The sequence below is a fragment of the Streptomyces sp. NPDC004327 genome, assembly GCF_042873935.1.
GTDB lineage: Bacteria > Actinomycetota > Actinomycetes > Streptomycetales > Streptomycetaceae > Streptomyces.
Map to the genome: position 1 here is coordinate 373208 of NZ_JBIAME010000002.1, position 23786 is coordinate 396993.

At 73.5% G+C, this 23786-nt stretch carries 19 protein-coding genes; 8 read left to right on the plus strand and 11 right to left on the minus strand.

Annotation, left to right across the window (positions count from 1 at the left end; genetic code table 11):
• Positions 1-63: 63 nt before the first annotated feature.
• The 7 genes from ACFYU9_RS07705 to ACFYU9_RS07735 all read right to left on the minus strand — a co-directional run bounded on the left by ACFYU9_RS07705 (position 64) and on the right by ACFYU9_RS07735 (position 8123).
• Entirely contained in the window at positions 64-1053 is a 990-nt protein-coding gene (locus ACFYU9_RS07705; protein ID WP_389343522.1) for an N-acetylglucosamine kinase, read from the minus strand.
• Complete coding sequence (locus ACFYU9_RS07710) at positions 1044-2312, minus strand: 6-phospho-beta-glucosidase (protein ID WP_389206240.1); 1269 nt, start codon at positions 2310-2312, stop codon at positions 1044-1046. The genes ACFYU9_RS07705 and ACFYU9_RS07710 overlap by 10 nt, the downstream gene beginning before the upstream one ends.
• A gap of 9 nt (positions 2313-2321) precedes the next feature.
• Positions 2322-3227 carry a carbohydrate ABC transporter permease gene (locus tag ACFYU9_RS07715; protein ID WP_389206238.1) on the minus strand — a complete coding sequence of 302 codons (906 nt, stop codon included), beginning with the start codon at positions 3225-3227 and terminating at the stop codon, positions 2322-2324.
• 3 nt (positions 3228-3230) lie between these two features.
• Positions 3231-4172: a carbohydrate ABC transporter permease gene (locus tag ACFYU9_RS07720; protein ID WP_389206236.1), complete on the minus strand. Its 942-nt coding sequence runs from the start codon at positions 4170-4172 to the stop codon at positions 3231-3233.
• A gap of 6 nt (positions 4173-4178) precedes the next feature.
• A complete protein-coding gene (locus ACFYU9_RS07725) occupies positions 4179-5528 on the minus strand; it encodes an ABC transporter substrate-binding protein (RefSeq protein WP_389343525.1) in 1350 nt (449 codons plus the stop codon).
• A 50-nt stretch (positions 5529-5578) separates the two neighbouring features.
• Positions 5579-6802 (minus strand): ROK family protein, encoded by a 1224-nt coding sequence (locus ACFYU9_RS07730; RefSeq protein WP_389343528.1) that lies wholly within the window; start codon positions 6800-6802, stop codon positions 5579-5581.
• A gap of 250 nt (positions 6803-7052) precedes the next feature.
• On the minus strand, positions 7053-8123 hold the full coding sequence (locus ACFYU9_RS07735; protein WP_389343531.1) for a mechanosensitive ion channel family protein: 1071 nt from the start codon (positions 8121-8123) through the stop codon (positions 7053-7055).
• A 258-nt stretch (positions 8124-8381) separates the two neighbouring features.
• Here ACFYU9_RS07735 and ACFYU9_RS07740 point away from each other — a divergent pair, with 258 nt between their 5' ends.
• Complete coding sequence (locus ACFYU9_RS07740; protein ID WP_389206227.1) at positions 8382-8960, plus strand: HNH endonuclease; 579 nt, start codon at positions 8382-8384, stop codon at positions 8958-8960.
• A 15-nt stretch (positions 8961-8975) separates the two neighbouring features.
• Here ACFYU9_RS07740 and ACFYU9_RS07745 read toward each other — a convergent pair whose 3' ends face one another.
• The gene (locus ACFYU9_RS07745; RefSeq protein WP_389343534.1) at positions 8976-12029 is read right to left on the minus strand and encodes a beta-N-acetylglucosaminidase domain-containing protein; all 3054 of its coding nucleotides are present in this window, start codon (positions 12027-12029) and stop codon (positions 8976-8978) included.
• Between the two features lie 177 nt (positions 12030-12206).
• On the opposite strand from ACFYU9_RS07745, the gene ACFYU9_RS07750 reads away from it, so the two are divergent.
• The 3 genes from ACFYU9_RS07750 to ACFYU9_RS07760 are packed head-to-tail and all read left to right on the plus strand — an operon-like array spanning position 12207 to position 14879.
• Entirely contained in the window at positions 12207-12500 is a 294-nt protein-coding gene (locus tag ACFYU9_RS07750; protein WP_389206223.1) for a hypothetical protein, read from the plus strand.
• A 1-nt stretch (position 12501) separates the two neighbouring features.
• Positions 12502-14628 carry a 4-alpha-glucanotransferase gene (malQ, locus tag ACFYU9_RS07755; RefSeq protein WP_389343537.1) on the plus strand — a complete coding sequence of 709 codons (2127 nt, stop codon included), beginning with the start codon at positions 12502-12504 and terminating at the stop codon, positions 14626-14628.
• A gap of 20 nt (positions 14629-14648) precedes the next feature.
• Positions 14649-14879 carry a hypothetical protein gene (locus ACFYU9_RS07760; RefSeq protein ID WP_389206219.1) on the plus strand — a complete coding sequence of 77 codons (231 nt, stop codon included), beginning with the start codon at positions 14649-14651 and terminating at the stop codon, positions 14877-14879.
• Positions 14880-15006: 127 nt separating this feature from the next.
• Here ACFYU9_RS07760 and ACFYU9_RS07765 read toward each other — a convergent pair whose 3' ends face one another.
• On the minus strand, positions 15007-15528 hold the full coding sequence (locus ACFYU9_RS07765; protein ID WP_389206216.1) for a MarR family winged helix-turn-helix transcriptional regulator: 522 nt from the start codon (positions 15526-15528) through the stop codon (positions 15007-15009).
• A 157-nt stretch (positions 15529-15685) separates the two neighbouring features.
• Here ACFYU9_RS07765 and ACFYU9_RS07770 point away from each other — a divergent pair, with 157 nt between their 5' ends.
• From ACFYU9_RS07770 to alc, 4 genes are read left to right on the plus strand one after another with little or no spacing between them, the layout of a single operon-like run.
• On the plus strand, positions 15686-16642 hold the full coding sequence (locus ACFYU9_RS07770; protein ID WP_389343540.1) for an EamA family transporter: 957 nt from the start codon (positions 15686-15688) through the stop codon (positions 16640-16642).
• Positions 16643-16647: 5 nt separating this feature from the next.
• Positions 16648-17664 carry a DMT family transporter gene (locus ACFYU9_RS07775; RefSeq protein WP_389343543.1) on the plus strand — a complete coding sequence of 339 codons (1017 nt, stop codon included), beginning with the start codon at positions 16648-16650 and terminating at the stop codon, positions 17662-17664.
• Between the two features lie 9 nt (positions 17665-17673).
• Positions 17674-18594, plus strand: coding sequence for a LysR family transcriptional regulator (locus ACFYU9_RS07780; RefSeq protein WP_389343546.1), 921 nt, complete (start codon positions 17674-17676; stop codon positions 18592-18594).
• 59 nt (positions 18595-18653) lie between these two features.
• On the plus strand, positions 18654-19784 hold the full coding sequence (gene alc, locus ACFYU9_RS07785) for an allantoicase (RefSeq protein ID WP_389343549.1): 1131 nt from the start codon (positions 18654-18656) through the stop codon (positions 19782-19784).
• Between the two features lie 163 nt (positions 19785-19947).
• Here the strand turns inward: alc and pepN are convergent, their stop codons facing one another.
• Together pepN and ACFYU9_RS07795 are read right to left on the minus strand one after the other, a co-directional pair.
• The gene (gene pepN / locus ACFYU9_RS07790; protein WP_389206207.1) at positions 19948-22524 is read right to left on the minus strand and encodes an aminopeptidase N; all 2577 of its coding nucleotides are present in this window, start codon (positions 22522-22524) and stop codon (positions 19948-19950) included.
• A gap of 165 nt (positions 22525-22689) precedes the next feature.
• A complete protein-coding gene (locus ACFYU9_RS07795; protein WP_389343552.1) occupies positions 22690-23718 on the minus strand; it encodes an aspartate-semialdehyde dehydrogenase in 1029 nt (342 codons plus the stop codon).
• Positions 23719-23786: the final 68 nt, after the last annotated feature.

Sequence of the window (23786 nt, forward strand, 5' to 3'; positions counted from 1 at the left end):
ACACGCGTGCGGGGCGCCCCGCGAAGGAACGCCCCGCATCCACGCCGTGCCCCTACGGCGGCCTCAGCCCCCGTAGTACCCCCGCAGCCGCTCCGCCGCCGCCGGGCCCGCGCCCGCCGCGTCGAGCGCGAGCAGCCCGGCGCCGAGCACCGGGGGCGCGGCCACCACGCCGACGACCGCCTTCGGGGCCTTCGCCGCGAGCAGCCCGGCGATCCGGTCGTCGAGGCGCGGATGCCGGGCCGCGAGCACGCTGCCGCCGAGCAGCACCGGCACCTCCTCGTCGAGCAGACCGAGCCGCCCGAGCGCGACCGAGGCGAGCGCGACGACCTCGTCGGCGAGCCGGTCCACCAGGGACCGGGCGATCGGGTCGCCCTCGGCGCTCGTGCGGAACAGCACCGGCGTCAGCTCGTGCCTGCGCTCCACCGGGATGCGCCCCAGGTGCAGCGCCTCGATCAGCGCGTACATCGTCGGCAGCCCGAAGTGCCCCGGCAGCGTCCGCGCGAGCGCCGTCGGCTCGCCGCGCCCGTCCTCGGCGCGGGCCGCGAACCACAGCGCCTCCTCGGCCATCCCGCCGCCCCCGCCCCAGTCGCCGGAGATCTTGCCGATGGCGGGGAAGCGGGCGGTACGGCCGTCCGGCAGCATCCCGACGCAGTTGATGCCCGCGCCGCACACCACGGCGACACCGCGCGGCTCGTCGACGCCGGCCCGCAGTATGGCGAAGGTGTCGTTCCAGACGTGGACCGCGCCGCCCCAGCCGCGCGCCTCCAGACCGGCCTTCAGCGCGGCCTCCTCCACCGGCAGATCGGCGTTGGCGAGACAGGCCGCGACCTGCGCGAACGCCACCGGCACCGCGGCCCCGCCGGCCGCCTGCCAGGCCCGGTCCACGATCTCCGCGAGCGCGCCGACCGCCGCCTCCACCCCCACCACCGGGGGCTGGAACCCGCCGCCGCGCGCCTCGCCGAGGACGGTGCCGTCCGGGGCGAGGACGGCGACGTCGGTCTTGCTGTTCCCCGCGTCGACGGCGAGGAGCAGCCCGTCGAGGTTCACGCCCACGCCAGGTGCTCCCGGTTGTGCGCGATCAGCCGGTCGGTCAGCCCGTCCGCCTGCTCGAACTGCCCCACCAGCGGATGGGCGAGCAGCGCCCTGAACACCCGGTCCCGGCCGCCGCGCAGCGCCGCCTCCAGGGCCAGGTCCTCGTACGCCGTCACATGCGCGATCAGGCCCGCGTACAGCGGGTCGAGCCGCGGCACCGGCAGCGGCGCCGCCCCCTTCGGGCCCACCGCCGCCTGCACCTCGATCACGGCGTCGTCCGGCAGGAACGGCAGTGTGCCGTTGTTGTACGTGTTCACCACCTGGTACGGCGAACCGCCGCCCCCGCCGAGAAGGGAGGCGGCCAGGTCCACCGCCGCCTCCGAGTAGAAGGCCCCGCCCCGCTTCGCGAGCAGCGCCGGCTTCTCGTCGAGCGCCGGGTCCCCGTACATCTCCAGGAGCTGCCGCTCCATCGCCGCGACCTCCGCCGCCCGCGACGGCTTGGTGCGCAGCTCGTCGACGACGGCGTCGTGCGCGTAGAAGTAGCGCAGGTAGTACGAGGGGACGACGCCGAGCCGGTCGAGGACCGCGCGCGGCAGCCGCAGGTCGGCGGCGACGGCGTCGCCGTGCTCGGCGAGCAGCCGCGGCAGCACGTCCTCGCCCTCGGGGCCGCCGAGCCGGACGCCGGTCTCCCAGGTCAGGTGGTTGAGCCCGACGTGGTCGAGGTGGACGTCCGCCGGGGCCACGCCGAGCAGCGCCGCGAACTTCCGCTGGAAGCCGATGGCCACGTTGCACAGGCCGACGGCCTTGTGGCCGGCCTGGAGCAGCGCCCGGGTGACGATGCCGACCGGGTTGGTGAAGTCGATGATCCAGGCGTTCGGGTTGGCGCGGCGGACCCGCTCGGCGATGTCGAGCACCACCGGCACCGTGCGCAGCGCCTTCGCGAGGCCGCCCGCGCCGGTCGTCTCCTGTCCGACGCAGCCGCACTCCAGCGGCCAGGTCTCGTCCTGCTCGCGGGCGGCCTGTCCGCCGACGCGCAGCTGGAGCAGGACGGCGTCGGCGCCGTCGACGCCCGCGTCCAGGTCCGGGGTGGTGACGATCCGTCCCTCGTGGCCCAGCCGGGCGAAGATCCGCCGGGCCAGGCCGCCGACGAGGTCGAGCCGCTCGGCGGCCGGGTCGACGAGGACGAGTTCGGTGATGGGCAGGGTGTCGCGCAAGCGCGCGAATCCGTCGATCAGTTCGGGGGTGTAGGTGGAGCCGCCCCCCACGACAGCGAGCTTCATATCAGTCGGCTAGCCCTTCACTCCGGTCAGCGTGACACCCTCGACGAACGCCTTCTGCGCGAAGAAGAACACGAGGATCACGGGGGCCATGACCAGGACGGTCGCGGCCATGGTCAGATTCCAGTCGGTGTGGTGCGCGCCCTTGAAGGACTCCAGGCCGTAGCTCAGCGTCCACGCGGCCGGGTTCTCGGAGGCGTAGATCTGCGGCCCGAAGTAGTCGTTCCACGCGGCGAAGAACTGGAAGAGCGCGATCGCCGCGATCCCCGGCTTCGCCATCGGCAGCACCACCCGCAGCAGCGTGCGCAGTTCGCCGCAGCCGTCGACCCGGGCCGCGTCGAGGTACTCGTCCGGGATGGTCAGCAGGAACTGGCGCAGCAGGAAGACGGAGAACGCGTCGCCGAAGGCCATCGGGATGATCAGCGGCCACAGCGTGCCGGACAGGTCCAGCTGCTTGGCCCAGAACAGGTACATCGGGATGACCACGACCTGCGGCGGCAGCATCATCATCGAGATGACGAGCATCAGCGCGAGCCGGCTGCCGCGGAAGCGGAACTTGGCGAGCGCGTACGCCACCGGGACGGACGACACCACGGTGAGGACGGTGCCGAGGCCCGCGTACAGCAGGGTGTTGCGCCACCACGTGAGGAAGCCCGGAGTGTGGAGGACGCGGACGTAGTTGTCCCACTGCCAGGTGTCGGGGGTGAGATCGCGGGTGAGCGCCTGCTGGTCGCTCATCAGCGAGGTGAGGAGGACGAAGACGAAGGGGAGGACGAAGAAGAGCGCGGCGGCGACGCCGAGCGCGTGCACCGCGATCCAGTGGAGCAGCGCCTTGCGGCGGGCGGTGCGCGAGGCGGGGGTGGCGGGCGCGCCGGCCCGGCCGGTACGGACGCCGGCCGTGTCGAGGAGTTGGCTCATGGATCAGTCACCTGCCTGGATCAGACCGCCGCGGCGGCGCATGAGCAGCAGGGTGAAGGCCATGGCCAGGGCGAAGAGGATGAGGGCGGTGGCGCAGGCCGCGCCGTAGTCGAAGCGCTGGAAGCCGAGGTTGTAGACGAGCTGCGGCAGGGTCAGCGTGGACTTGTCGGGGTAGCCGGGCTCGAAGGTCTGGCCGGAGCCGCCCATGACGCCGGAGGCGACCTTTCCGGCGACCAGCGGCTGCGTGTAGTACTGCATCGCCTGGATGACGCCGGTGACCACGGCGAACATCACGATCGGCGAGATGTTCGGCAGCGTCACGTACCGGAACCGCTGCAGCGCCGAGGCGCCGTCCAGCTCGGCCGCCTCGTACTGCTCCTTCGGCACGTCGAGCAGGGCGGCCATGAAGATGACCATGAGGTCGCCGACGCCCCACACCGCGAGCATCGTCAGCGCGGGCTTGGACCAGGCGGCGTCGTTGAACCACGCCGGGCCCGGGACGCCGACGGCGTCGAGCAGCGAGTTCACCGGCCCCGTGCCCGGGTTGAGCAGGAAGACGAAGGCGAGCGTCGCCGCGACCGGCGGGGCCAGGTACGGCAGGTAGAACAGGGTGCGGAAGAGCCCCGCGCCCGTCTTGATCCTCGTGACGAGCAGGCCGACGCCGAGCCCGAAGACGACCCGGCAGGCGGTCATGACGACGACCAGCCACAGGGTGTTGCGCAGCGCCGGCCAGAACAGCGGGTAGTCCTGGAAGACGTACGTCCAGTTGGCCAGGCCGTTGAAGGACGGGGCGGCGAAGCCGTCGTAGTCCGTGAAGGAGAAGTAGACGGCCGAGACCAGCGGGTAGGCGAAGAAGACGCCGAACCCGACCAGCCACGGCGACAGGAACGCGGCCGTGCGCAGCGCGGCGCGCCGCCGCTTGGCGCGCAGGGAGTTCGTGCTCATGGCCGGCTACTTCGCCTTGGCGATGTCGGTGTCGATCTGCCGCGCCGTCTGCCTGAGACCCGCCGCGAGGTCCGGCACCCCGCCCTTCTCGTACTGGAGGGCGAAGTCCTGGATCGTGTTGAGGTAGGTGGCGCCGTTGACCGCGCCGGCCGCCGTGTTGGACTTCGGGTGCGCGGCGATGTCGAGGAAGGTCTTGAAGCGCGGGTCGAACGTCAGGTGCGGCGACTTCAGGGCGTCGAAGGTGGACGGCACGTTGCGGATGCCGTTGGCGAAGGAGACGACGGCCTCGGTGTCGGTGGTCATGAACTTGACCAGCTCCCAGGCCGCGTTCTGCTTCTTGCTCTGCGGCGCGATGCCCATGATCGTGCCGGACAGGTAGCCCTTGCCGTAGTCGGCCTCCTGGCCGTCCGGTACGGGCATCGGCGCGACGCCGATGTCGAAGGGCACCTTGGCGTCGGTCGCCATGCCGAGCCGCCACTCGCCGTCGAGCTGCATGGCGACCTGGCCGGTGTGGAAGGGGTGCTTGGCGCCCAGCTCGTCGCCGAAGGAGGTGCGGAACTTCTCCAGCTTCTCGTAGCCGCCGAGCTCGTCGACCAGCTTCTTCTGCGTGGTCATCATGTCGGCGATGCCGGGGTCGGTGCCGACGGTGGACTTCCCGTTCGCGTCGAAGTAGGCGGGGCCCCAACTGCCCAGGTAGTGCTCGGTGGTGGTCTCGTAGCCGTGGAAGTTCGGCATGAAGCCGAGCTGCTCGAAGCCGTCGCCCTTGGGCTTGGTGAGCGCCTTCGCGTCGGCGAGCAGCTCGGACCAGGTCCGCGGGGGCTTCTCGGGGTCGAGGCCGGCCGCCTTGAAGGCGGTCTTGTTGTAGTAGAGCCCGTACGCGTCCGTGAGCAGCGGCATCGCGCAGCGCTTGCCCTCGAACTGGGTGTAGTCGAGCAGCGTCTTCGGGATGATCTTGCCGAGGTCCAGTCGGGACTTCTCGATGAAGGGCTTCAGATCGGCGAAGGCGCCCGACGAGCAGAACTTGCCGACGTTGGACGTGGTGAAGGACGACACCACGTCCGGGCCCTTCGAACCGCCCGTGCGCAGCGCCTGGTTGAGCTTGTCGTCGTTGATGTCGCCGACGACGTCGACCTTGATGTTCGGGTGGGCCTTCTCGAAGCGCGCGATGTTGTCGTTGATCGCCTTCACCTCGGACGGCGCCGACCAGCCGTGCCAGAAGGTGATGGTCACCTCGGCGTTCGGGTCGTCGGCGGCGGCGTTGTTCGCGGAGCCCGTACAGGCGGAGGCGAACAGCGCTATGGAGGAGGTGGCGGCGAGCGCGGCGGCGAGGCGCCGGCGGGGACGGCGTGCGGGCATGGCGTGTTCTCCCTGGGCGGAGCGGGACGGGACGGACGGCGGCGTGCGGCTCAGCGGGACGTGTCGAAGACCTCGTCGCGAGTGGTGGCGAGGGCGGATTCGAGGGCCCCGCGCAGAACGGGGTGGTGTTCGACGGCGGCGAGGACGAGCCGCGGCCGGGAGGCCGCGAGGTCGGCGAGCTGGGCCTGGACGCGGGCGCGCAGCGGCTCACCGCCGGGGCTGACGGCAGCGCCGGACAGCACGATCAGCTCCGGGTCGAGTACGGCGACGAGCGCGGCGAGTCCGGTCGCGAGGCGCTCGGCGTAGGCGTCGAGGAGGCGGTCGTAGCGCTCGTCGTCGGTGTGGTGCGCGGCGGCGTGCGCGAGGAGCCGGGCGGCGGTGGGCACGTAGGGCTGTCCGGCGGTGCGGATGCCCAGGGACTTGGCGATCCGCGGGATGGCCTGCACGCCCGCCAGCTCCTGGAAGCCGCCGGAGTTCGCCTTCGCCACCTGCCGTACGAGCGGGGTGCCGGGCACCGGCAGGAAGCCGACCTCGCCGGCGCCGCCGGTGAACCCGCGGTGCAGCCGGCCGCCGAGGACCAGCGCCGCGCCGAGGCCGGTCTCGTTCCACAGCAGCACGAAGTTCTCGTGGCCGCGCGCCGCGCCGAGCCGCTGCTCGGCGATCGCGACCAGGTTGACGTCGTTCTCGTACGCGAACGGCATCGGCAGCGCGACCGCCAGCTCGTCGAGCAGCGTGGGCGAGTGCCAGCCCGGCAGGTGCGAGGCGTACCGCAGCCGCCCGGTCGCCGGATCGAACGCGCCGGGCGTCCCGATCACCAGCCGGTGGACGTCCCCGGGCGTGAGCCCGGCCTCCTTCACGGCCCCGCCGAGCGCGTCCACCACGTGCCGGACGACCCCTCCGGCCGCCCGCCCCGGGGTCGCGAGCTCGAACTCGCCCACCACCCGCCCGGTGACATCGGCGACGGCCGCCCGGATCCGCTCCGGCGCCACGTCCATGCCGGCGGCGTACGCGGCCGCCGGATTCACCCCGTACAACTGGGCGTTGGGCCCCGGCCGGCCTTCCGTCGTCCCGCTCGCGACGACCAGCCCGTCGGCTTCGAGGCGCGCGAGCAGCTGTGACGCGGTCGGCTTGGACAACCCGGTCAGTTTCCCGATCCGCGTGCGGGAGAGTGGTCCATGGGTGAGCAGCAGCTCCAGCGCCGCCCGGTCGTTCATGGCCCGCAGCACGCGCGGGGTGCCGGGGGTTCCCGGTGTTCCGGGGGTCGTACCGGCCATGACGCTCCCTGTTGCACTGTTAGGAAAGTTTCCTATTGGGTTGGGAGGAAGGTAAGGCGGAGGTCAGCGGGGCGTCAATACCTCGGCGCCCCTCGGGGAACCCGCACACACGACCGAGGGGTTGACGGGCGGGCCGGAACACCGGCGCGAGGACGGGCGAGCGCCGGCCGGGCCCTCCCGGAGCGGCACACGCGAAGGGGCGCCGCGCCGTCATCGGCGGGGCGCCCCTTCTCCCGTACGGCGGAAGCGGCTACTTCCCCAGGTCCGGCTTCGGCAGCGGGGTCGCCGCCGCCGACTGCGGGGAGGAGGGGGAGGCGAAGACCGACGGGGCCGACATGGCGGCCGTGGGGTCGGCGGGCTTGGCGGCCGGCTCCGTGCCCTGCGGCGGGAGGCCGCCCACGATGCGGATGCCCGCCTCGTCCAGCGCGCGCTTGATGCGCCAGCGCAGTTCGCGCTCGACGCCGAGCTTCTTGCCGGGCATGGTCTTGGCGGAGACGCGGACCGTCATCGAGTCGAGCAGGACCTCCGTCAGGCCGAGGACCTCGACCGGGCCCCACAGGCGCTCGTTCCAGGGCTCGTCCTTGGACATGAGGTCGGCCGCCCCGGCGATGACCGCGCGCACCTCGTCGAGGTCCTCGGTCGGGCGGACGGTGATGTCGACGCCGGCGGTGGCCCAGCCCTGGCTGAGGTTGCCGATGCGCTTGATCTCGCCGTTGCGGACGTACCAGATCTCGCCGTCGACGCCGCGCAGCTTCGTGACCCGCAGGCCGACCTCGACGACCTCGCCGGAGGCGACGCCCGCGTCGATGGAGTCGCCGACGCCGTACTGGTCCTCCAGGATCATGAAGACGCCGGAGAGGAAGTCGGTGACGAGGTTGCGGGCGCCGAAGCCGATGGCGACACCGGCGACACCGGCCGAGGCGAGCAGCGGCGCCAGGTCGATCTTGAAGGCGCCGAGGACCATCAGGCCGGCGGTGCCGAGGATGAGGAAGGAGGCGACGGACCGCAGCACGGAGCCGATCGCCTCGGAGCGCTGGCGGCGGCGCTCGGCGTTGACGAGGAGGCCGCCGAGGGCCGTGCCCTCGACCGCCTGGGCCGAGCGGTTCATGCGGTCTATCAGCTTGGTGAGGGCCTTGCGGATGAGCATCCGCAGGGTGAAGGCCACCACCAGGATGAGGACGATCTTCAGCCCGGTGTTCAACCAGGTGGACCAGTTCTGCTCGACCCAGCCCGCGGCGTCCGTCGCCCGCTCGGCCGCCTCGTCGAGCGTCACCGGTACGTGCGTCGGATCATCGGCTCGCAGGGCAGCGGACCAGGACACGGGGGACCTCCAGGCAGGCGTTCGCAATCCGTCCACACTAGCGGGGGAGACGTGGTGTCCCCGGCGCGGTGGGCGCACATGTGCAGTGGGGAAGACGGGTCACGGCCGGGGAAGACTCCCGGATGCGCGCGGATGTGGTCGAGAACACCCCAGGGCCATTACTCCCACGTGGTGGCGCGGCGGCCCGGCATGAGGAGAGACTGGTTGCAGTTTCGTCCCGGCGCGAGCCACGCGCCGCCGGCGTCATAGGAGGCATCCGTGCCGCATGTCCTGGTCCTCAACGCGTCGTACGAGCCACTCGGCGTCGTACCGCTCCGCCGCGCGCTCGTCCTCGTCCTCGAGAACAAGGCCCTCTGTCTGGAGGAGTCCGGCGCCTTCCTGCACAGCGAGAGCCGCGTCCTCGCCGCGCCCAGTGTGGTGCGGCTCAAGCGGTTCGTGCGGGTCCCCTACCGGGGGCCCGTTCCCTTGACCCGCAGAGCCCTGTTCGCCCGCGACGGCGGGCGCTGCGTGTACTGCGGTGGCGTCGCAACCAGCGTCGACCACGTCATTCCGCGCAGCCGCGGGGGGACGCACGCCTGGGAGAACGTGGTGGCGGCCTGCCGCCGCTGCAACCACGTCAAGGCCGACCGGCACCTGCGCGAGCTCGGCTGGCGGCTGCACCATCAACCCGCCCCGCCGACCGGACTGGCCTGGCGGATCATCGGAACCGGCCATCGCGACCCGCGGTGGCTGCCCTACCTCCAGCCGTACGGCGCGGACGACGTCCTGGCCCGGATCGACTCCGTCGCCACGGTTCCCCAGGGGAAGACACCCCAGGGGGCCGTGACGACGGGTTGAGCCGGGCCTTTCGCGTCACGGGGAGGGGTCGGGCTCCGCGCCCGGCTCCTCCTCCTGCTGCCGCGCCGGAGCCTCCTGCACCGCGTACGCCTCCACCGACCACAGCGAGTAGCCGAACTCCGACCCGCGCGCGTCGCCCTGCACCCGGACGAACCGGGCGTCCGCCGCGTCCATCCGGACCGGCTCCACCCCGCCCCGGCCGTCCCGGACCGTGGCCGCCGTGCGCCAGACGCGGCCGTCGGAGGAGACCTGCACGCGGTAGCGGGAGGCGTAGGCGTCCTGCCAGCGCAGCACCACCAGGCCGATCCGGGCCGGCTCCGCCAGCTCCATCTGCCACCAGGCGCCGTCCTCCGGCGGCGAGGACCAGCGGGTCGCCGGATCGCCGTCCAGGGCGTACGCGGCGGGGAAGCCGGGCGTCTCGTCGTCGGACGAGGAGGCCGTGGCCGTACGGGCCAGGTCGGGGCCGCCCGTGCGCGGGAAGGCCCGCACGGTCAGCACCCGCTCCTCGCCCGCGAACGACACGGGCACGGCGTACGCACCGGCCGGCACGTCCGCCGCGACCGACACCTCCAGGGCCACGGTCGCCGTCGCGCCCCGGGGCGCGACGGCCTCCTTCGGCAGCCGCACCGTGATGCCCTTCGGCGGCCGGGCGGCGAGCGCCCCGCGCACCTCGCCCGCGCTCCGCCCGACCAGCGTCACGTCCACCCGCAGGGCCGGTCCGCCGATCTCGGCGTCCGTCTCGGTGCGGGCCAGCTCCAGGCCGGCGCGCGGCTCGTCGGCGAACCACGGCACGAGCGAACGCACCCGCCCCGGCGCGCCCGTCCACACGACGCGCAGCGCGTCCGCGCGCAGCCCCTTCAGGTCGGCCTGGGTCCAGCCGGAGGCGGTGAGCGGCCCGATCCGGCGCCAGCCCTCGCCCGGCACGAACGCCTCCAGGAAGCCGGCGGGCCCGCCGCCGACCCCGGCACCCGGCTCGGTCATCACCGTCAGGGTCCGCACCGGCCGCGAACGGTCCATCCGCACGGTGTACGAGCCGTCCGGCGCCGCCGCGTCCGGCTTCACGTCCGGGCGGCGCTCCCGGTCCGCGCCCGTCCAGGCCGCCGACTCGACCGCCGCGCGGGCCAGGAAGCCGTCCAGGACGCCCTTGCCGACGGTCACCGAGCCGCCCGGCTGCCCCGCGCGCAGCCCGGCGCGCCGCCGCTCCAGGTCGAGCTGGGCCCGCCAGGCCCCGGCGCCGTCGCCGCGTGCCTGGGCGAGCAGCATGTCGACGGCCGACTCGCCCGCGGCGCCGTACCGGGCCAGCCGGTCGAGCCACGGCCCGGCCTCGGTGCCGAGCGTGCCGTCCGCCGTGCCCCTGAGCCGCGCGGGCGCCTCGCGCATGACGGTGAACGCGGCCCGCAGTTCGCGCGCCGCCTTCTCCCGCACGGCCCCGTCCGGGCTCGTGCGGGCGGCCCAGAAGGCCGTCGTGAGCGGCTTCAGATAGTCCGACTCCCCGTCCGGGGCCAGGATCGAGCTCGACGTGTTCCCGGCGAGCGCCCGCAGCGCCTCGCGCGCGGCCGGATCGGGGCCGGCCAGCTCGTCGACGGCGGCGCGCCAGGACGCGTCGGGCCGGTAGCCCTTGGGGTTCCAGGCGAAGTCGGCGGTGGTGAACAGCGCCACCCGGGAGGCGGCCGCCTGCTCCATGGCGGTGGCCAGGTAGCCGGCGGAACCGACGGCCGCGGCCGGCTCGCGGCCGGTCGTCGGGCCGAGGAAGAGCCGGTCCTGGGCGTAGTCGTTGACCGGGTAGTTGTCCATGGTGACCAGCGGGTGGCGCAGCGCGCCCCGCGCCCCGGCCAGTTCGCCGCCGGTGATGGTGCGCGGCACCACGCCGACGCCCGTCCACGCCACCTCCACGCGCGCGTCGAGCGCGCCGGCGAGCGCGGTGCGGTAGTCGGTGGCGCCGTCCTGGTAGTACTCGGTCGGCACCAGCGACAGCGTCGCCGCGCCCGGGTACGTCACCCTCAGGTGGGCGGCGACCGCGTTCGCCACGCGCGCGTGGGCGCGGGCGGCGGCGCCGGGACCGCTGCCGAAGGCGTCGGCGTCGTCGTCGCAGGACCACTCGCTGTAGCTGACGTCCTGGAACTGCAGCTGGAAGGCGCGCACCCCGAGCGCCCACATGGCGTCGATCTTGCGGTTCAGGGCGGCCACGTCCCCGTCCGAGGACAGGCACATGGCCTGCGCGGGCGCCACGGCCCAGGCGAGCGTGACGTGGTTCGCCTCGGCCCGCGCGGCCAGCTCCCGGAACGCGGCCCGCTCGGCGGCCGGATAGGGCTCGCGCCACAGCGCGCGGCGGTACGGGTCGTCACCGGGGGCGTAGAGATAGCGGTTCTGCTTGGTGCGGCCCATGAAGTCGACCTGGGCGAGCCGTTCGGCGGGCGACCAGGGCCGCCCGTAGAAGCCCTCGGTGAGGCCGCGCACCGCGGTGGAGGGCCAGTCGCGCACGAGGACACCGGGGAGGGCGCGCCGCGGGCCGACGAGCTGACGCAGCGTCTGCACGGCGTGGAAGAGGCCGTCGGCGCCGACGCCGTCGAGGACGACCGTGTCCCGGCCCTGGAAGCGGCCGCTCGCGAGCCGGTAGCCGCCCGAGGGCAGATCGGACCGCTCCGGGGACTTCAGGGCCCGCAGGGCCGCCTGCGCCCCGGGCGCGTCGCCCATCCGGATCACCGGGCCGCGCCCCGGCAGCGCCTCGTGCACGGTCCGCACCCCGGCCGCCCGCAGCAGCTCGCGCAGCGCGCCCACCGCGTACGGATCGGCGTCCGGCGCCGCGAGCAGCGTCACCTCGGCGCCGAGCGGGACGCCCGGGCCGCCGGTGGCGGTCAGCGACTGGGGCCGCGGCCAGACCGCCGGGAGGGCGGCGCCGGCGTCGTCCGGCTGCCGGTCGGGCAGGGTCACGGGCGGAGCGGTGGGGGAGGGGGCGCCGGGGGCCGCGTACGCGCTGCCCGGCACACCGCCGCCGAGGAGTCCGCCGATCACCGCGACCGCCACCGCCGTCGCGGTCCGCTTCCCGCGCGGGACACGTCCGAGGTGCACGCGTGACTCCCTTCTCCCGTGAACGGTTGTGCTCCTGTGGGTCACAAGTGGATTACGAGAGCCCACCACCCGATCCGACGGAGTGTCAATGCGGGTGGTCGAACTGTCCGCATTGCCCGGTGGCCTTTCGGCGAGCTGGCACCGTTTCGCCGAATTCCGCCGGTAAAACGGGAGGCGATGGGTAGGGCTCCCCCAGCCGACCCCGGCGCCCGCCGGCCGAACCCGGCGCCCGACACCCGACGCCCGACCCGTCGAGACGAATCCGGAGACCCCGTGACCGCCACCGACCACGACCGCACCCGCAGCAAACGCATAGGGATCCCCCAGCAGGGCGCACCGCTCACCAGCGAGCCGCCCCTCGCCGACGCCGCACCCCTCACCAGCGAACCGCCGCTCATCGAGGCGGCCCCCCTCACCAGCGAACCCACCGCCCGCGCCACCGCGGGCGGTTCGGAGTCCCCCGGAGTGTGACGTGACCCTGGCCCGTCTCGCCGCCCTGCACGGAGTCGCCACCGAGTACGCCCCCTCCGCTGGCGTCACGGTCACCGTGCCCGAGGCCACCGTGGTGGCCGTCCTGCGCGCCCTGGACGTCGACGCGTCCACCCCGGAGGCGGTCGCCGAGGCCCTCGGCGCGGCGGAACGGGCCGCCCGGGAGCGGCTGCTGCCGCCCACGCTGGTCCAGTGGCAGGGGGAGGGGGATCCGCACGCGCTCGACGGCCTCCCGCCCGGCACCCGCCTCACCGTCACGTGCGAGGACGGCCAGGCCGTCACCGCCGTGGATCCGGAGCCCGGCCAGGCGCCCGGCCTGCCCGCCGGCCTGCCGCTCGGCGTGCACCGCCTCACCGCCGAGGCCCCCGACGGCCGCCGTTGCACCGGCACCCTCGTCGTGGCCCCGGCGCGCGCCCCGCAGCCGCCGGCCCGCGCCCACGGCCTGCTCGTCCAGCTCTACTCCCTGCTCTCCACCCGCTCCTGGGGCATGGGCGACCTCGGCGACCTGCGGGAGCTCGCCGACTGGGCGGGCCGCACGCACGGCGTCGGGTTCGTGCAGGTCAACCCGTTGCACGCGGCCGTTCCCGGCGCGCCCACCGACCCGTCCCCGTACCGCCCGTCCTCGCGCCGCTTCCCCGACCCGGTGCACCTGCGGATCGAGGACGTGCCCGAGTACGCGTACGTCGACCCGGCCCGCCAGGGCGACCTCGACCGGATCCTCGCCGACGCCGCCGAGCAGCGCGAACGGGTCCTCGGCAAGGGCGCGCTGATCGACCGGGACGCCGTCTGGGACGCCAAGCGGCGGGCCCTGGAGCTGGTCCACGCCGTCGAGCTCGGTCCCGGACGCCGGGCCGACTACCACGACTTCCTCGCCGAGCGCGGCCGCGCCCTGGAGGACCACGCCACCTACCAGGCCCTCGCCGAGCGGCACGGCCACCAGTGGCGCCGCTGGCCCGAGGAGCTGCGCCGGCCCCGCGGCGCCGAGGCGGCCGTACGGGCCGACGCCGAACTCGCCGAGCGGGTCGACTTCCACTGCCGGCTCGCCTGGCTGACGGACCGGCAGCTCGCCGACGCCGCGCGCACCGCGCGCGCGGCCGGGATGCCGGTCGGGATCGTCCACGACCTGGCCGTCGGCGTGCACCCGGACGGCTCCGACGCCTGGGCACAGCAGGACGTCCTCGCCGCCGGCATGTCCGTCGGCGCCCCGCCCGACGCCTTCAACGCCCGCGGCCAGGACTGGGGCCTGCCGCCCTGGCGCCCCGACGCGCTCGCCGCCGAGGGCTACGCCCCGTACCGCGGACTGCTGCGCGAACTCCTGCGGCACGCGGGCGCGCTGCGCATCGACCACGTCATGGGCCTGTTCCGGCTGTGGTGGGTGCCGGAGGGCCTGGAGCCGGCCGAGGGCACCTATGTGCGCCACGACTCCGAGGCCATGCTCGCGCTGCTCGTCCTGGAGGCCCACCGGGCCGGGGCGGCGGTCGTCGGCGAGGACCTGGGCACGGTCGAGCCGGGCGTGCGCGAGGCGCTCGCCCGGCGCGGGGTGCTCGGCACGTCGGTGCTGTGGTTCGAGCGGGACTGGACCGGCGGCGGGCGGCCGCTGGCCCCGGAGGAGTGGCGGGCCGGCTGCGTGGCCACCGTCACCACCCACGACCTGCCGTCCACCGCGGCCCGGCTCACCGGCGACCATGTGACGCTGCGCCACCGGCTCGGGCTGCTCACGGGCGATCTGGCGCGCGAGCGCGGCCGGGACGGCGCCGAGACCGCCGAGTGGCTGGGCGTGCTGCAGCGGCTCGGCCTGCTGCCGGAGGGGCCGGGCGACGAGGCCGCCGAGATCCGCGCCTTCCACCGCTTCCTCGCCGCCACCCCGGCCCGGCTGGTCGGCGTGTGGCTGCCGGACGCGGTGGGCGACCGCCGGCCGCAGAACCTGCCGGGCACCTGGGACCAGTACCCCAACTGGCGGCTGCCGGTCGCGGACCCCGGCGGACAGCCCGTCACCCTGGAGCGGCTGGCCGCCTCGACCCGCGCGCACGACCTGCTGCGGACGGTGGCCGAGGCACTCTCGGGGGGCGTGCGCGCCCGTACGGCACCCCCGGGCGCGCGCTCCGTTTAGGTGTTCGCTACTTTTGCACCGTGGACAAGAAGAACGCCCTGCGCGCCGGCGCCGTTGCGGCCGGTACGACGCTGATGATGCTGCTCATGTCGTCCCCCGCGCTCGCGCTGACCCGCGACGACGGTGACGACCCGGGCCCGGGGCTGAGTGTCGCCCAGACCCTCGGCCTGTACGTCGCCGCCCCGATCGTGCTGTTCCTGGTCATCTGCGGCCTGGTGATGGTGCTCGACAAGTCCAAGAAGAAGGCGTAAGCCTCACTCGAACGTCCCTGAGGGCGCCGCACGGTACCGCGTACCGTGCGGCGCCCTCACGTGTCTTCACACCCTTGCGGGGCCCTCACGCAGGGCCCTCTCGCAGGGCCCTTTCACGCGGCCGTCCTCACGCGGTCGTGGCGAGCAGCTTGCGCAGCAGGCCGGCCAGTTGCTCCGACTCCTCCGGCGTGAGCGCGGCCTCCAGCGCCGCGCGCTGCTCACTCAGCCCCGCGGCGACGGCCTGGTCCACGAGGGTGCGGCCCTCGTCGGTGAGGGTGACCCGCAGGCCGCGCCGGTCGTTCGGGTCGGGGCTGCGGGTCAGCAGCCCGGCCCGCTCCAGCTTGTCGAGCCGGCCCGTCATCCCGCCGGTCGTGATCATCAGCGTGGCGGTCAGCTCGCGCGGCGAGAGCGTGTACGGCTCGCCGGAGCGGCGCAGCGTGGCGAGCACGTCGAACTCGCCGAGCGACATCCCGCCGTACGGCGCGTACGCCTTGTCCACCTTGCCGCGCATGGCGTTGGACAGGCGGTAGATGCGGCCGAAGACGGCCATCGGCAGCGTGTCGAGGTCCGGGCGGACGGCCGCCCACTGGTCGGCGATGGCGTCGACGGCGTCGTGGGCGGGTCCCGGCTCGGGCGTGTGCTTCTCCATGTCCTCAGTTTCCCTCTCCGCTGAGTCACTTGCAAGCAAGTCTCTTAGTGAAAACCCTCTTGCGGATGAGTAGCTTAGTGCTAAGTTAATTACCGCCAAGCCGAACCGGCACCACGCCGGGGAGGCGCCCGCAGCCCGCTACCGGGGGGAACCCGTCATGTCCCGCAAGGCCGCCACCATCGCCCTGACCGCCCTCGCTCCGATCTCCTGGGGCAGCACCTACTTCGTCACCACGGAGTTCCTGCCGCCCGACCGGCCCCTCTTCACCGGCCTGATGCGGGCCCTGCCCGCCGGACTCCTGCTCCTCTCCCTCACCCGCAAGCTCCCGCAGGGCGCCTGGTGGTGGAAGTCGCTGGTGCTCGGCGTGCTCAACATCGGCGCCTTCTTCCCGCTCCTCTTCCTGGCCGCCTACCGCCTGCCCGGTGGCGTCGCCGCCGTCGTCGGCTCGGTCGGCCCGCTCTTCGTCGTCGGCCTCGCCGCCCTCTTCCTGGGCGACAAGCCCACCGTGAAGGGGCTGCTCACCGCCATCGCCGCCGCCTTCGGCGTCAGCCTCGTCGTCCTCAAGGCAGGGGCCGCGCTCGACGCGGTCGGTGTGATCGCCGGCCTGCTCTCCGCCCTGTCGATGTCCGCGGGCACCGTCTTCACCAAGCGCTGGGGCCGCCCCGAGGGCGTCGGTGCACTCGCCCTCACCGGCTGGCAGCTCACCGCGGGCGGCCTGTTCCTGCTGCCGATCGCCTTCCTGGTCGAGGGCGCCCCGCCGGCCCTGAACGGCACCAACCTGGCCGGCTACGCCTACCTCGCCTTCGGCAACACCGCGATCTCCTACTTCCTCTGGTTCCGCGGCATCGAGCGGCTGAGCGCCTCCTCGGTCACCCTGCTCGGCCCGCTCTCCCCGATCACCGCCGCCGTCATCGGCTGGGCCGCCCTCGGCCAGGCCCTCGGCCCGGTCCAGCTCCTCGGCATGGCCATCGCCTTCGGTGCCACCCTGTTCGGCCAGCTGGCCCCCCGCGGCAAGAAGGCCGCGGCCCGGGAAGCCGCCGAATCGTTCAGCTCCACTGAAAAGAACGGTAAGGAAGTTTCGATGGACCTGGAGGTTTCGGGAGTGCGACGGTAGGCCGCATGAGCCCGACCGGAACCGCCCGCCCGACCACCGCAGAGACCGCGAACCACACCGACAGCGACACCGACACCGACAACCACACCGACAACGACACCGAGCACGTCACCGAGAGGCCGGCACCCGCCAAGGGCGCCGGCCTCGGCGTGCTGCTCGCCCTGCTCGCCACGGTCGTCTGGTCCGGCAGCTTCGTCGTCGCCCGGGCCCTGCACGACACCGTCCCGCCCGTTCAGGCCGCCTTCTGGCGCTGGATCGTCGCCCTCCTCGCCGTCGCCCCCTTCGCCGCCCGCGCCACCTGGCGGCAACGGCACCTGATCCGCCGCCACCTCGGCTTCGTCGCACTCGCCTCGCTGCTCGGCATCACCGTCTACAACACCCTGGTCAACCAGGCCGGACTCACCACCTCCGCCGCCAACATGGGCATGATCATGGCCGCGTCGCCCGTCCTCATGGCGGTGTACGAGCGGCTCGGCGGCGCCCGGCTCGGCGCCCGGCGCGTCGCGGGCATGCTCGTCGCCTGCGCCGGCGTGCTGCTCCTCGTCGGCCGCGGCGCGCTGCCGACCCGGTTCGGCGCCGGCGACCTGTGGATGTTCGCGGCCGCCCTGAGCTTCGCCTCGTACAGCGCGCTGCTCAAGCGCCGCCCGGCCGAACTCGGCGGCGTCGTCTTCCTCTTCACCACCTTCGTGCTCGGCGCGGCGATGCTGCTGCCCGCGTACGCGGTCAGCCTCGCCGTCCAGGGCGGCTTCGAGCCCACCGCCGGCACCGTCGGCCCGCTCCTCTATGTCGGCGTGCTCTCCTCCGCCGTCGCCTTCTTCGCCTGGAACCGTGCCGTCGCCCTCATCGGCGCCGCCCGCGCCGGTGTCGTCTACTACCTCCAGCCGGTCTGCGTCGCCCTGCTCTCCTACGCGCTGCTCGGCGAGGAGCTGGGCCTCCTCGGCGGCGCGTGCATGGCGCTCATCCTGGGCGGGGTGGCGCTGGCCTCGGCCACCGGGGAGCGCCGCCGGCAGCGCCCCCGATAGGTTGCGGCCATGACCGAGTGGGACATCAGGAAGCTCCGGATCCTCCGCACCCTGCGCGACCGCGGCACCGTCACCGCGACCGCGGAGGCGCTGCTCATGACCCCCTCGGCCGTCTCCCAGCAGCTCACCAACCTCGCCAAGCAGCTCGGCGTGCCCGTCCTGGAGGCGCACGGCCGCCGGGTCCGGCTCACCGACGCCGCCCATCTCGTCCTGCGCCACGCCGAGGCGGTGTTCGCGCAGCTGGAGCGGGCGGAGGCGGAGCTCGACCGGTATGTGCGGGGCGAGGCCGGGCGGGTGCGGGTCGCCGCCTTCTCCACCGCCGTGCCCGCGCTCGTCGTGCCCGCCGCGCAGACGCTGCGCGCCGCCCACCCCGGCCTCGACGTCCGGATCCGCGAGGCCGAGGCGGCGGAGGCGTACGAGCTGCTCACCTCCGGCGAGGTCGACCTCGCCCTCTCGCTCGCCGCGCACGCGCCCACGGCCCGCGACCCGCAGTTCACCCGCGTCCCGCTGCTCGCCGACCCGCTGGACGTCGCCCTGCCCGCCGGGCACCCGCTCGCCGAGGCGCCCGGCCTGCGGCTCGCCGACCTGTCCGCCGAACCCTGGATCTTCGGCGGCTCCGGGCCCTGGTCCGAGATCACCACCGCCGCCTGCGAGGCCGCCGGCTTCGTGCCGGAACAGGCGCACAGCGCGGCCGGCTGGAGCGCGATCCTCGCCATGGTCGAGGCCGGGATGGGAGTCGCCCTGGTGCCGCGGATGGCCGCCGCCGAGCGGGCCGGCGGCGTGGTCATGCGGGTGCTGACGGCCGACCAGCCGCGCCGTCACGTCGTGGCGGCGGTACGGCGCGGGGCGGAGGAGGGCCCGGCGGTGGCACGGGTCCTCGCGGCGCTTCGCCAGGCGGCCGTACAGCGGGAATCCGTTCAGCAGCACTGAAAAGACCTGTCGAAGACATTCGATGGACCTGTGAGGTGACGCGGCCGCACAGTCGGGACATGAGCTTCCACGACGACACCGACCCGCACGCCAACGACGCCGCCCCCTACGCCGGAGGCGACCCGTACGCCGACTACCGCACCGGCGACTTCCCGTTCACCGAGCTCGTCGACCTCGCCGACCGCCGCCTCGGCGCCGGTGTCGTCGCCGCCAACGACGAGTTCTTCGCCGAGCGCGAGAACCTCCTCGTCCGCGAGCGCGCCGTCTTCGACCCCGAGCACTTCGGCCACAAGGGCAAGATCATGGACGGCTGGGAGACCCGCCGTCGCCGCGGCGCCGGCGCCGGGCACCCGTTCCCCGCGCCCGAGGACCACGACTGGGCGATCGTCCGCCTCGGCGCGCCCGGCGTCGTCCGCGGGATCGTCGTCGACACCGCCCACTTCCGCGGCAACTACCCGCAGCGCGTCAGCATCCAGGCCGCCGCCGTCGAGGGCAGCCCGAGCCCCGCCGAACTCCAGGGCGCCACGTGGGAGGAGCTGCTCCCGCCCACTCCGGTGCGCGGCCACGCCGCCAACGGCTTCGCGATCGACAGCGAGCGCCGCTGGACCCACGTCCGCGTCCGCCAGCACCCCGACGGCGGCATCGCCCGCCTGCGGGTCCACGGCGAGGTCGTGCCCGACCCCGAGTGGCTGGCCGTGCTCGGCACCCTCGACCTGGTCTCCGTGCTCAACGGCGGTGTGTACGAGGACGCCTCGGACCGCTTCTACTCCTCGCCGACCCAGATCATCCTGCCCGGCACCTCCCGCAAGATGGACGACGGCTGGGAGAACCGCCGCCGCCGGGTGCGCGGCACCCACGACTGGGTACGGTTCCGGCTCGCCGCGCAGGGCGCGGTCCGCGCGGTCGAGATCGACACCGCGTACCTCAAGGGCAATTCGGCGGGCTGGATCGCGCTCCAGGGCTGCAACGGCGATCCCTCGGGAAGCGCGGAGTGGTTCGAGATCATCCCGCGCACCCGCCTCCAGCCCGACACCCCGCACCGTTTCGTCCTCGCCGCGCGGGCCGTCGTCACCCACGTCCGCCTCGACGCCTTCCCGGACGGCGGGATCGCCCGGATGCGGCTGCACGGCGGCCTGACGGAGGACGGCGCGGCCGAACTGCGCGCGAGGTACGCCCGCCTGACGGGCTGACCGACCGCTCGGCCCCTCGTAACGGCACGACGAACGGCCCCGGCACGCCGACGACGATCGGCACGGGCGGCCGGCAGCGGCTCACGAACCTCGGCCGACCCCGGCACGGACATGACGAAGGGCCCCGGACGGCGCACACCGTCCGGGGCCCTTCGGCGCGACCTTACGCGGAGGCCGCGTCCGCCGCCTGGGCCTTCAGCGCGCGCTCCACGCCCGCGCGGCACTCCGTCACCAGCCGGCGCAGCGCCGGGACCGGGTCGTTCGCGGCGATCCAGGCGTCCGTCGCGGCCAGCGTGTCCGCGGAGACCTGGAGCGTCGGGTAGAGGCCGACCACGATCTGCTGCACGATCTCGTGGCTGCGGGTCTCGGAGACGCGCTTGATCGAGGCGAAGTACTTCGCCGTGTACGGGGCGAGCAGCTCGCGCTGGTCGGCCTGCACGAAGCCGCGGATGACGGCCTCCTGGACCGCGTTCGCCAGCTTGTCGTCGTCGACGACCGCCGCCCACGCCTCGGCCTTGGCGGCCTCGGTCGGGCGGGCGGCGCGGGCGGTGGCCGCGTGGCGCTCACCGGCCGCGGTCTTGTCGCGCTCCAGCTCGGCGGCGATCTCCGCCTCCTCGACGCGGCCGGTCGCGGCGAGCCGCTGCACGAACGCCCAGCGCAGCTCGGCGTCGACGGCCAGGCCCTCGATGGTCGCGGAGCCGTCGAGCAGCGCGGCCAGCAGGTCGAGCTCGGCGGCCTCGCGGGCGGTGGCCGCGAAGGCGTGGGCCCACGCCAGCTGGTGGTCGCCGCCGGGGGCGGCGGCGCGCAGCTGCTCCTGGGCGAAGGCGCCCCAGCGGGCCAGGCCCTCGGCGCGCCACTCGGGCGCCGCGTACAGGTCGAGGGCGACCTTGGTCTGCGCCTGGAGCGACTGGACGACGCCGATGTCGGTCTCCTTGGCGATGCCGGAGAGCACCAGGGACAGGTAGTCGCGGGTGGCGAGCTCGCCGTCGCGGGTCATGTCCCAGGCCGAGGCCCAGCACAGCGCGCGCGGCAGCGACTCGGTGAAGTCGCCGAGGTGCGCGGTGACGTTCTTCAGGGACACCTCGTCGAGGCGGACCTTGGCGTAGGACAGGTCGTCGTCGTTGAGCAGGACGACGGCCGGGCGCTGCTTGCCGGCCAGCTGCGGCACGGCCGTCAGCTCGGCGGCCTCGACGTCCAGCTCCAGGCGCTCGGTGCGGACCAGCTTGCCGTCCGCGTCGAGGTCGTAGAAGCCGATCGCGATGCGGTGCGGGCGCAGCACGGCCTCGCCCTTGGCGCCGGCCGGGAGCGCCGGGGCCTCCTGGCGGACGGCGAAGGCGGTGATGGCGCCGTTCTCGTCGGTCTCGATCTCGGGCCGCAGGATGTTGATGCCCGCGGTCTCCAGCCACGCCTTCGACCAGGCCTTGAGGTCGCGCCCGGAGGTCTCCTCCAGGGCGCCGAGCAGGTCGGCGAGGCGGGTGTTGCCGTACGCGTGGCGCTGGAAGTACGCCTGCACGCCCTTGAAGAACTCGTCCTGGCCGACGTACGCCACCAGCTGCTTCAGGACCGAGGCGCCCTTGGCGTAGGTGATGCCGTCGAAGTTGACGAGCACGTCCTCCAGGTCGTTGATGTCGGCCATGATCGGGTGCGTGGACGGCAGCTGGTCCTGGCGGTAGGCCCAGGTCTTCTCCGAGTTGGCGAAGGTGGTCCAGGCGTTGGGCCAGCGGGTGCCCTCCACGGAAGCCTGGCAGGCGACCGAGGTGAAGGTGGCGAACGACTCGTTCAGCCACAGGTCGTTCCACCACTCCATGGTGACCAGGTCGCCGAACCACATGTGCGCCAGCTCGTGCAGGATGGTCTCGGCGCGGCGCTCGTACGCGGCGTCCGTCACCTTCGAGCGGAAGACGTACTGGTCGCGGATGGTGACCGCGCCCGCGTTCTCCATCGCGCCCGCGTTGAACTCCGGCACGAACAGCTGGTCGTACTTGGCGAACGGGTAGTCGTACGCGAACTTCTCCTGGAACCAGTCGAAGCCCTGCCGCGTGACGTCGAAGATGTGCTCGGCGTCGAGGAACTCGGCGAGCGACGGGCGGCAGTAGATGCCGAGCGGCACGACCTGGCCGTTCTTGCCCTCGTACGTCGAGTGCACGGAGTGGTACGGGCCGACGATCAGGGCCGTGATGTACGTGGAGATCCGCGGCGTCGGCGCGAACTCCCAGACGCCGTCCTTCGGCTCCGGGGTCGGGCTGTTGGAGATCACGGTCCAGCCCTCGGGGGCCTTCACGGTGAACTGGAAGGTCGCCTTCAGGTCGGGCTGCTCGAAGGAGGCGAAGACACGGCGCGCGTCCGGCACCTCGAACTGCGTGTAGAGGTACGCCTGCCCGTCGACCGGGTCGACGAAGCGGTGCAGGCCCTCACCGGTGTTGGTGTACGCGCAGTCGGCGACGACCTTCAGCTCGTTGGCGCCGGCCTGCAGGCCCGTCAGCGCGATCCGCGAGTCCTGGAAGACGGCGGCGGCGTCGAGGGCGCGCCCGTTGAGCACGACCTCGTGAACGGCGGGGGCGACGAGATCGATGAAGGTCTCCGCACCGGCCTCGGCGGAATCGAAGCGGACGAGGGTGGTGGACCGGTAGGTCCCGCCCTCCTGCGCGCCGGTGAGGTCGAGGTCGACCTCGTACGCGTCCACGGTCAGCAGCTTCGCCCGCTGCTGGGCCTCTTCACGGGTCAGGTTCGTGCCAGGCACCCGGTCAACTCCTCGGTTTCGTGACGTTTGGCTCATCCTTCCACGGGGTGTGTCGGCCGCGCACGGTTCATTTCCCAGGGCGAACACGAATCGGGCACGGAGCGGAGACAAAAAGAACGGCGGTCACCGCCCCCGGTGACCGCCGTTCCTCCGTTGGAAAGGGGCTCAGCCCTGCAGTTCCTTCGCCACGAGCTCGGCGATCTGCACGGCGTTGAGCGCCGCGCCCTTGCGCAGGTTGTCGTTGGAGAGGAACAGTGCGAGACCGTGCTCGACGGTCTCGTCGACGCGGATGCGGCCCACGTAGGAGACGTCCTTGCCGGCGGCCTGGAGCGGGGTCGGGATCTCGGAGAGCTCGACGCCCTCGGCGTCCTTGAGGAGCTCGGTGGCGCGCTCGACGCTGATCGGGCGCTCGAAGCGGACGTTGACCTGGAGCGAGTGGCCGGAGAAGACCGGGACGCGGACGCAGGTGCCGGAGACCTTGAGCTCCGGGATCTCCAGGATCTTGCGGGACTCGTTGCGGAGCTTCTGCTCCTCGTCGGTCTCGAAGGAGCCGTCGTCGACGATGGCGCCGGCCAGCGGCAGCACGTTGAAGGCGATCGGGCGCTTGTAGACGCCGGGCTCGGGGAACTCGACGGCCGCGCCGTCGTGGGTGAGCGCGGTCGCGCCCTCGGCGACGGCCCTGACCTGACCGTCGAGCTCGGCGACACCGGCCACGCCCGAGCCGGAGACGGCCTGGTAGGTGGTGGCGACGAGCGCCGTCAGGCCGGCCTCCTGGTGGAGCGGCTTGAGCACCGGCATGGCGGCCATGGTGGTGCAGTTCGGGTTCGCGATGATGCCCTTGGGGCGGTCCTTGATCGCGTGCGGGTTGACCTCCGAGACGACCAGCGGGACCTCGGGGTCGCGGCGCCAGGCGGAGGAGTTGTCGATGACGACGGCGCCCTGGGAGGCGACCTTCTCGGCGAGGGCCTTGGAGGTGGTGCCGCCGGCGGAGAAGAGGACGATGTCCAGGCCGGTGTAGTCGGCGGTGGCCGCGTCCTCGATGGTGACGCCGTCGACGACCTTGCCGGCGGAGCGGGCGGAGGCGAAGAGGCGCAGCTCGTCGACCGGGCCAGGGAAATTCGCGGCCCGCTCGGCGAGGATCTTGCGCATGACCGTGCCGACCTGACCGGTGGCTCCGACGATTCCGACCTTCACAGGGACTCCTCCGTACGTGTGTGCAGGTGCTGCGCTTCCATGATGCGTATGTCCCCGGGCGACTTGTC

Excerpts from the sequence above, each read along its gene's own strand:
- ACFYU9_RS07710 (WP_389206240.1), bottom strand. The coding sequence starts at position 2,312 with ATGAAGCTCGCTGTCGTGGGGGGCGGCTCCACCTACACCCCCGAACTG.
- ACFYU9_RS07715 (WP_389206238.1), bottom strand. The coding sequence starts at position 3,227 with ATGAGCCAACTCCTCGACACGGCCGGCGTCCGTACCGGCCGGGCCGGC.
- ACFYU9_RS07720 (WP_389206236.1), bottom strand. The coding sequence starts at position 4,172 with ATGAGCACGAACTCCCTGCGCGCCAAGCGGCGGCGCGCCGCGCTGCGC.
- ACFYU9_RS07725 (WP_389343525.1), bottom strand. The coding sequence starts at position 5,528 with ATGCCCGCACGCCGTCCCCGCCGGCGCCTCGCCGCCGCGCTCGCCGCC.
- ACFYU9_RS07730 (WP_389343528.1), bottom strand. The coding sequence starts at position 6,802 with ATGGCCGGTACGACCCCCGGAACACCGGGAACCCCCGGCACCCCGCGC.
- ACFYU9_RS07750 (WP_389206223.1), top strand. The coding sequence starts at position 12,207 with ATGGGTAGGGCTCCCCCAGCCGACCCCGGCGCCCGCCGGCCGAACCCG.
- ACFYU9_RS07765 (WP_389206216.1), bottom strand. The coding sequence starts at position 15,528 with ATGGAGAAGCACACGCCCGAGCCGGGACCCGCCCACGACGCCGTCGAC.
- ACFYU9_RS07770 (WP_389343540.1), top strand. The coding sequence starts at position 15,686 with ATGTCCCGCAAGGCCGCCACCATCGCCCTGACCGCCCTCGCTCCGATC.
- ACFYU9_RS07775 (WP_389343543.1), top strand. The coding sequence starts at position 16,648 with ATGAGCCCGACCGGAACCGCCCGCCCGACCACCGCAGAGACCGCGAAC.
- ACFYU9_RS07780 (WP_389343546.1), top strand. The coding sequence starts at position 17,674 with ATGACCGAGTGGGACATCAGGAAGCTCCGGATCCTCCGCACCCTGCGC.
- alc (WP_389343549.1), top strand. The coding sequence starts at position 18,654 with ATGAGCTTCCACGACGACACCGACCCGCACGCCAACGACGCCGCCCCC.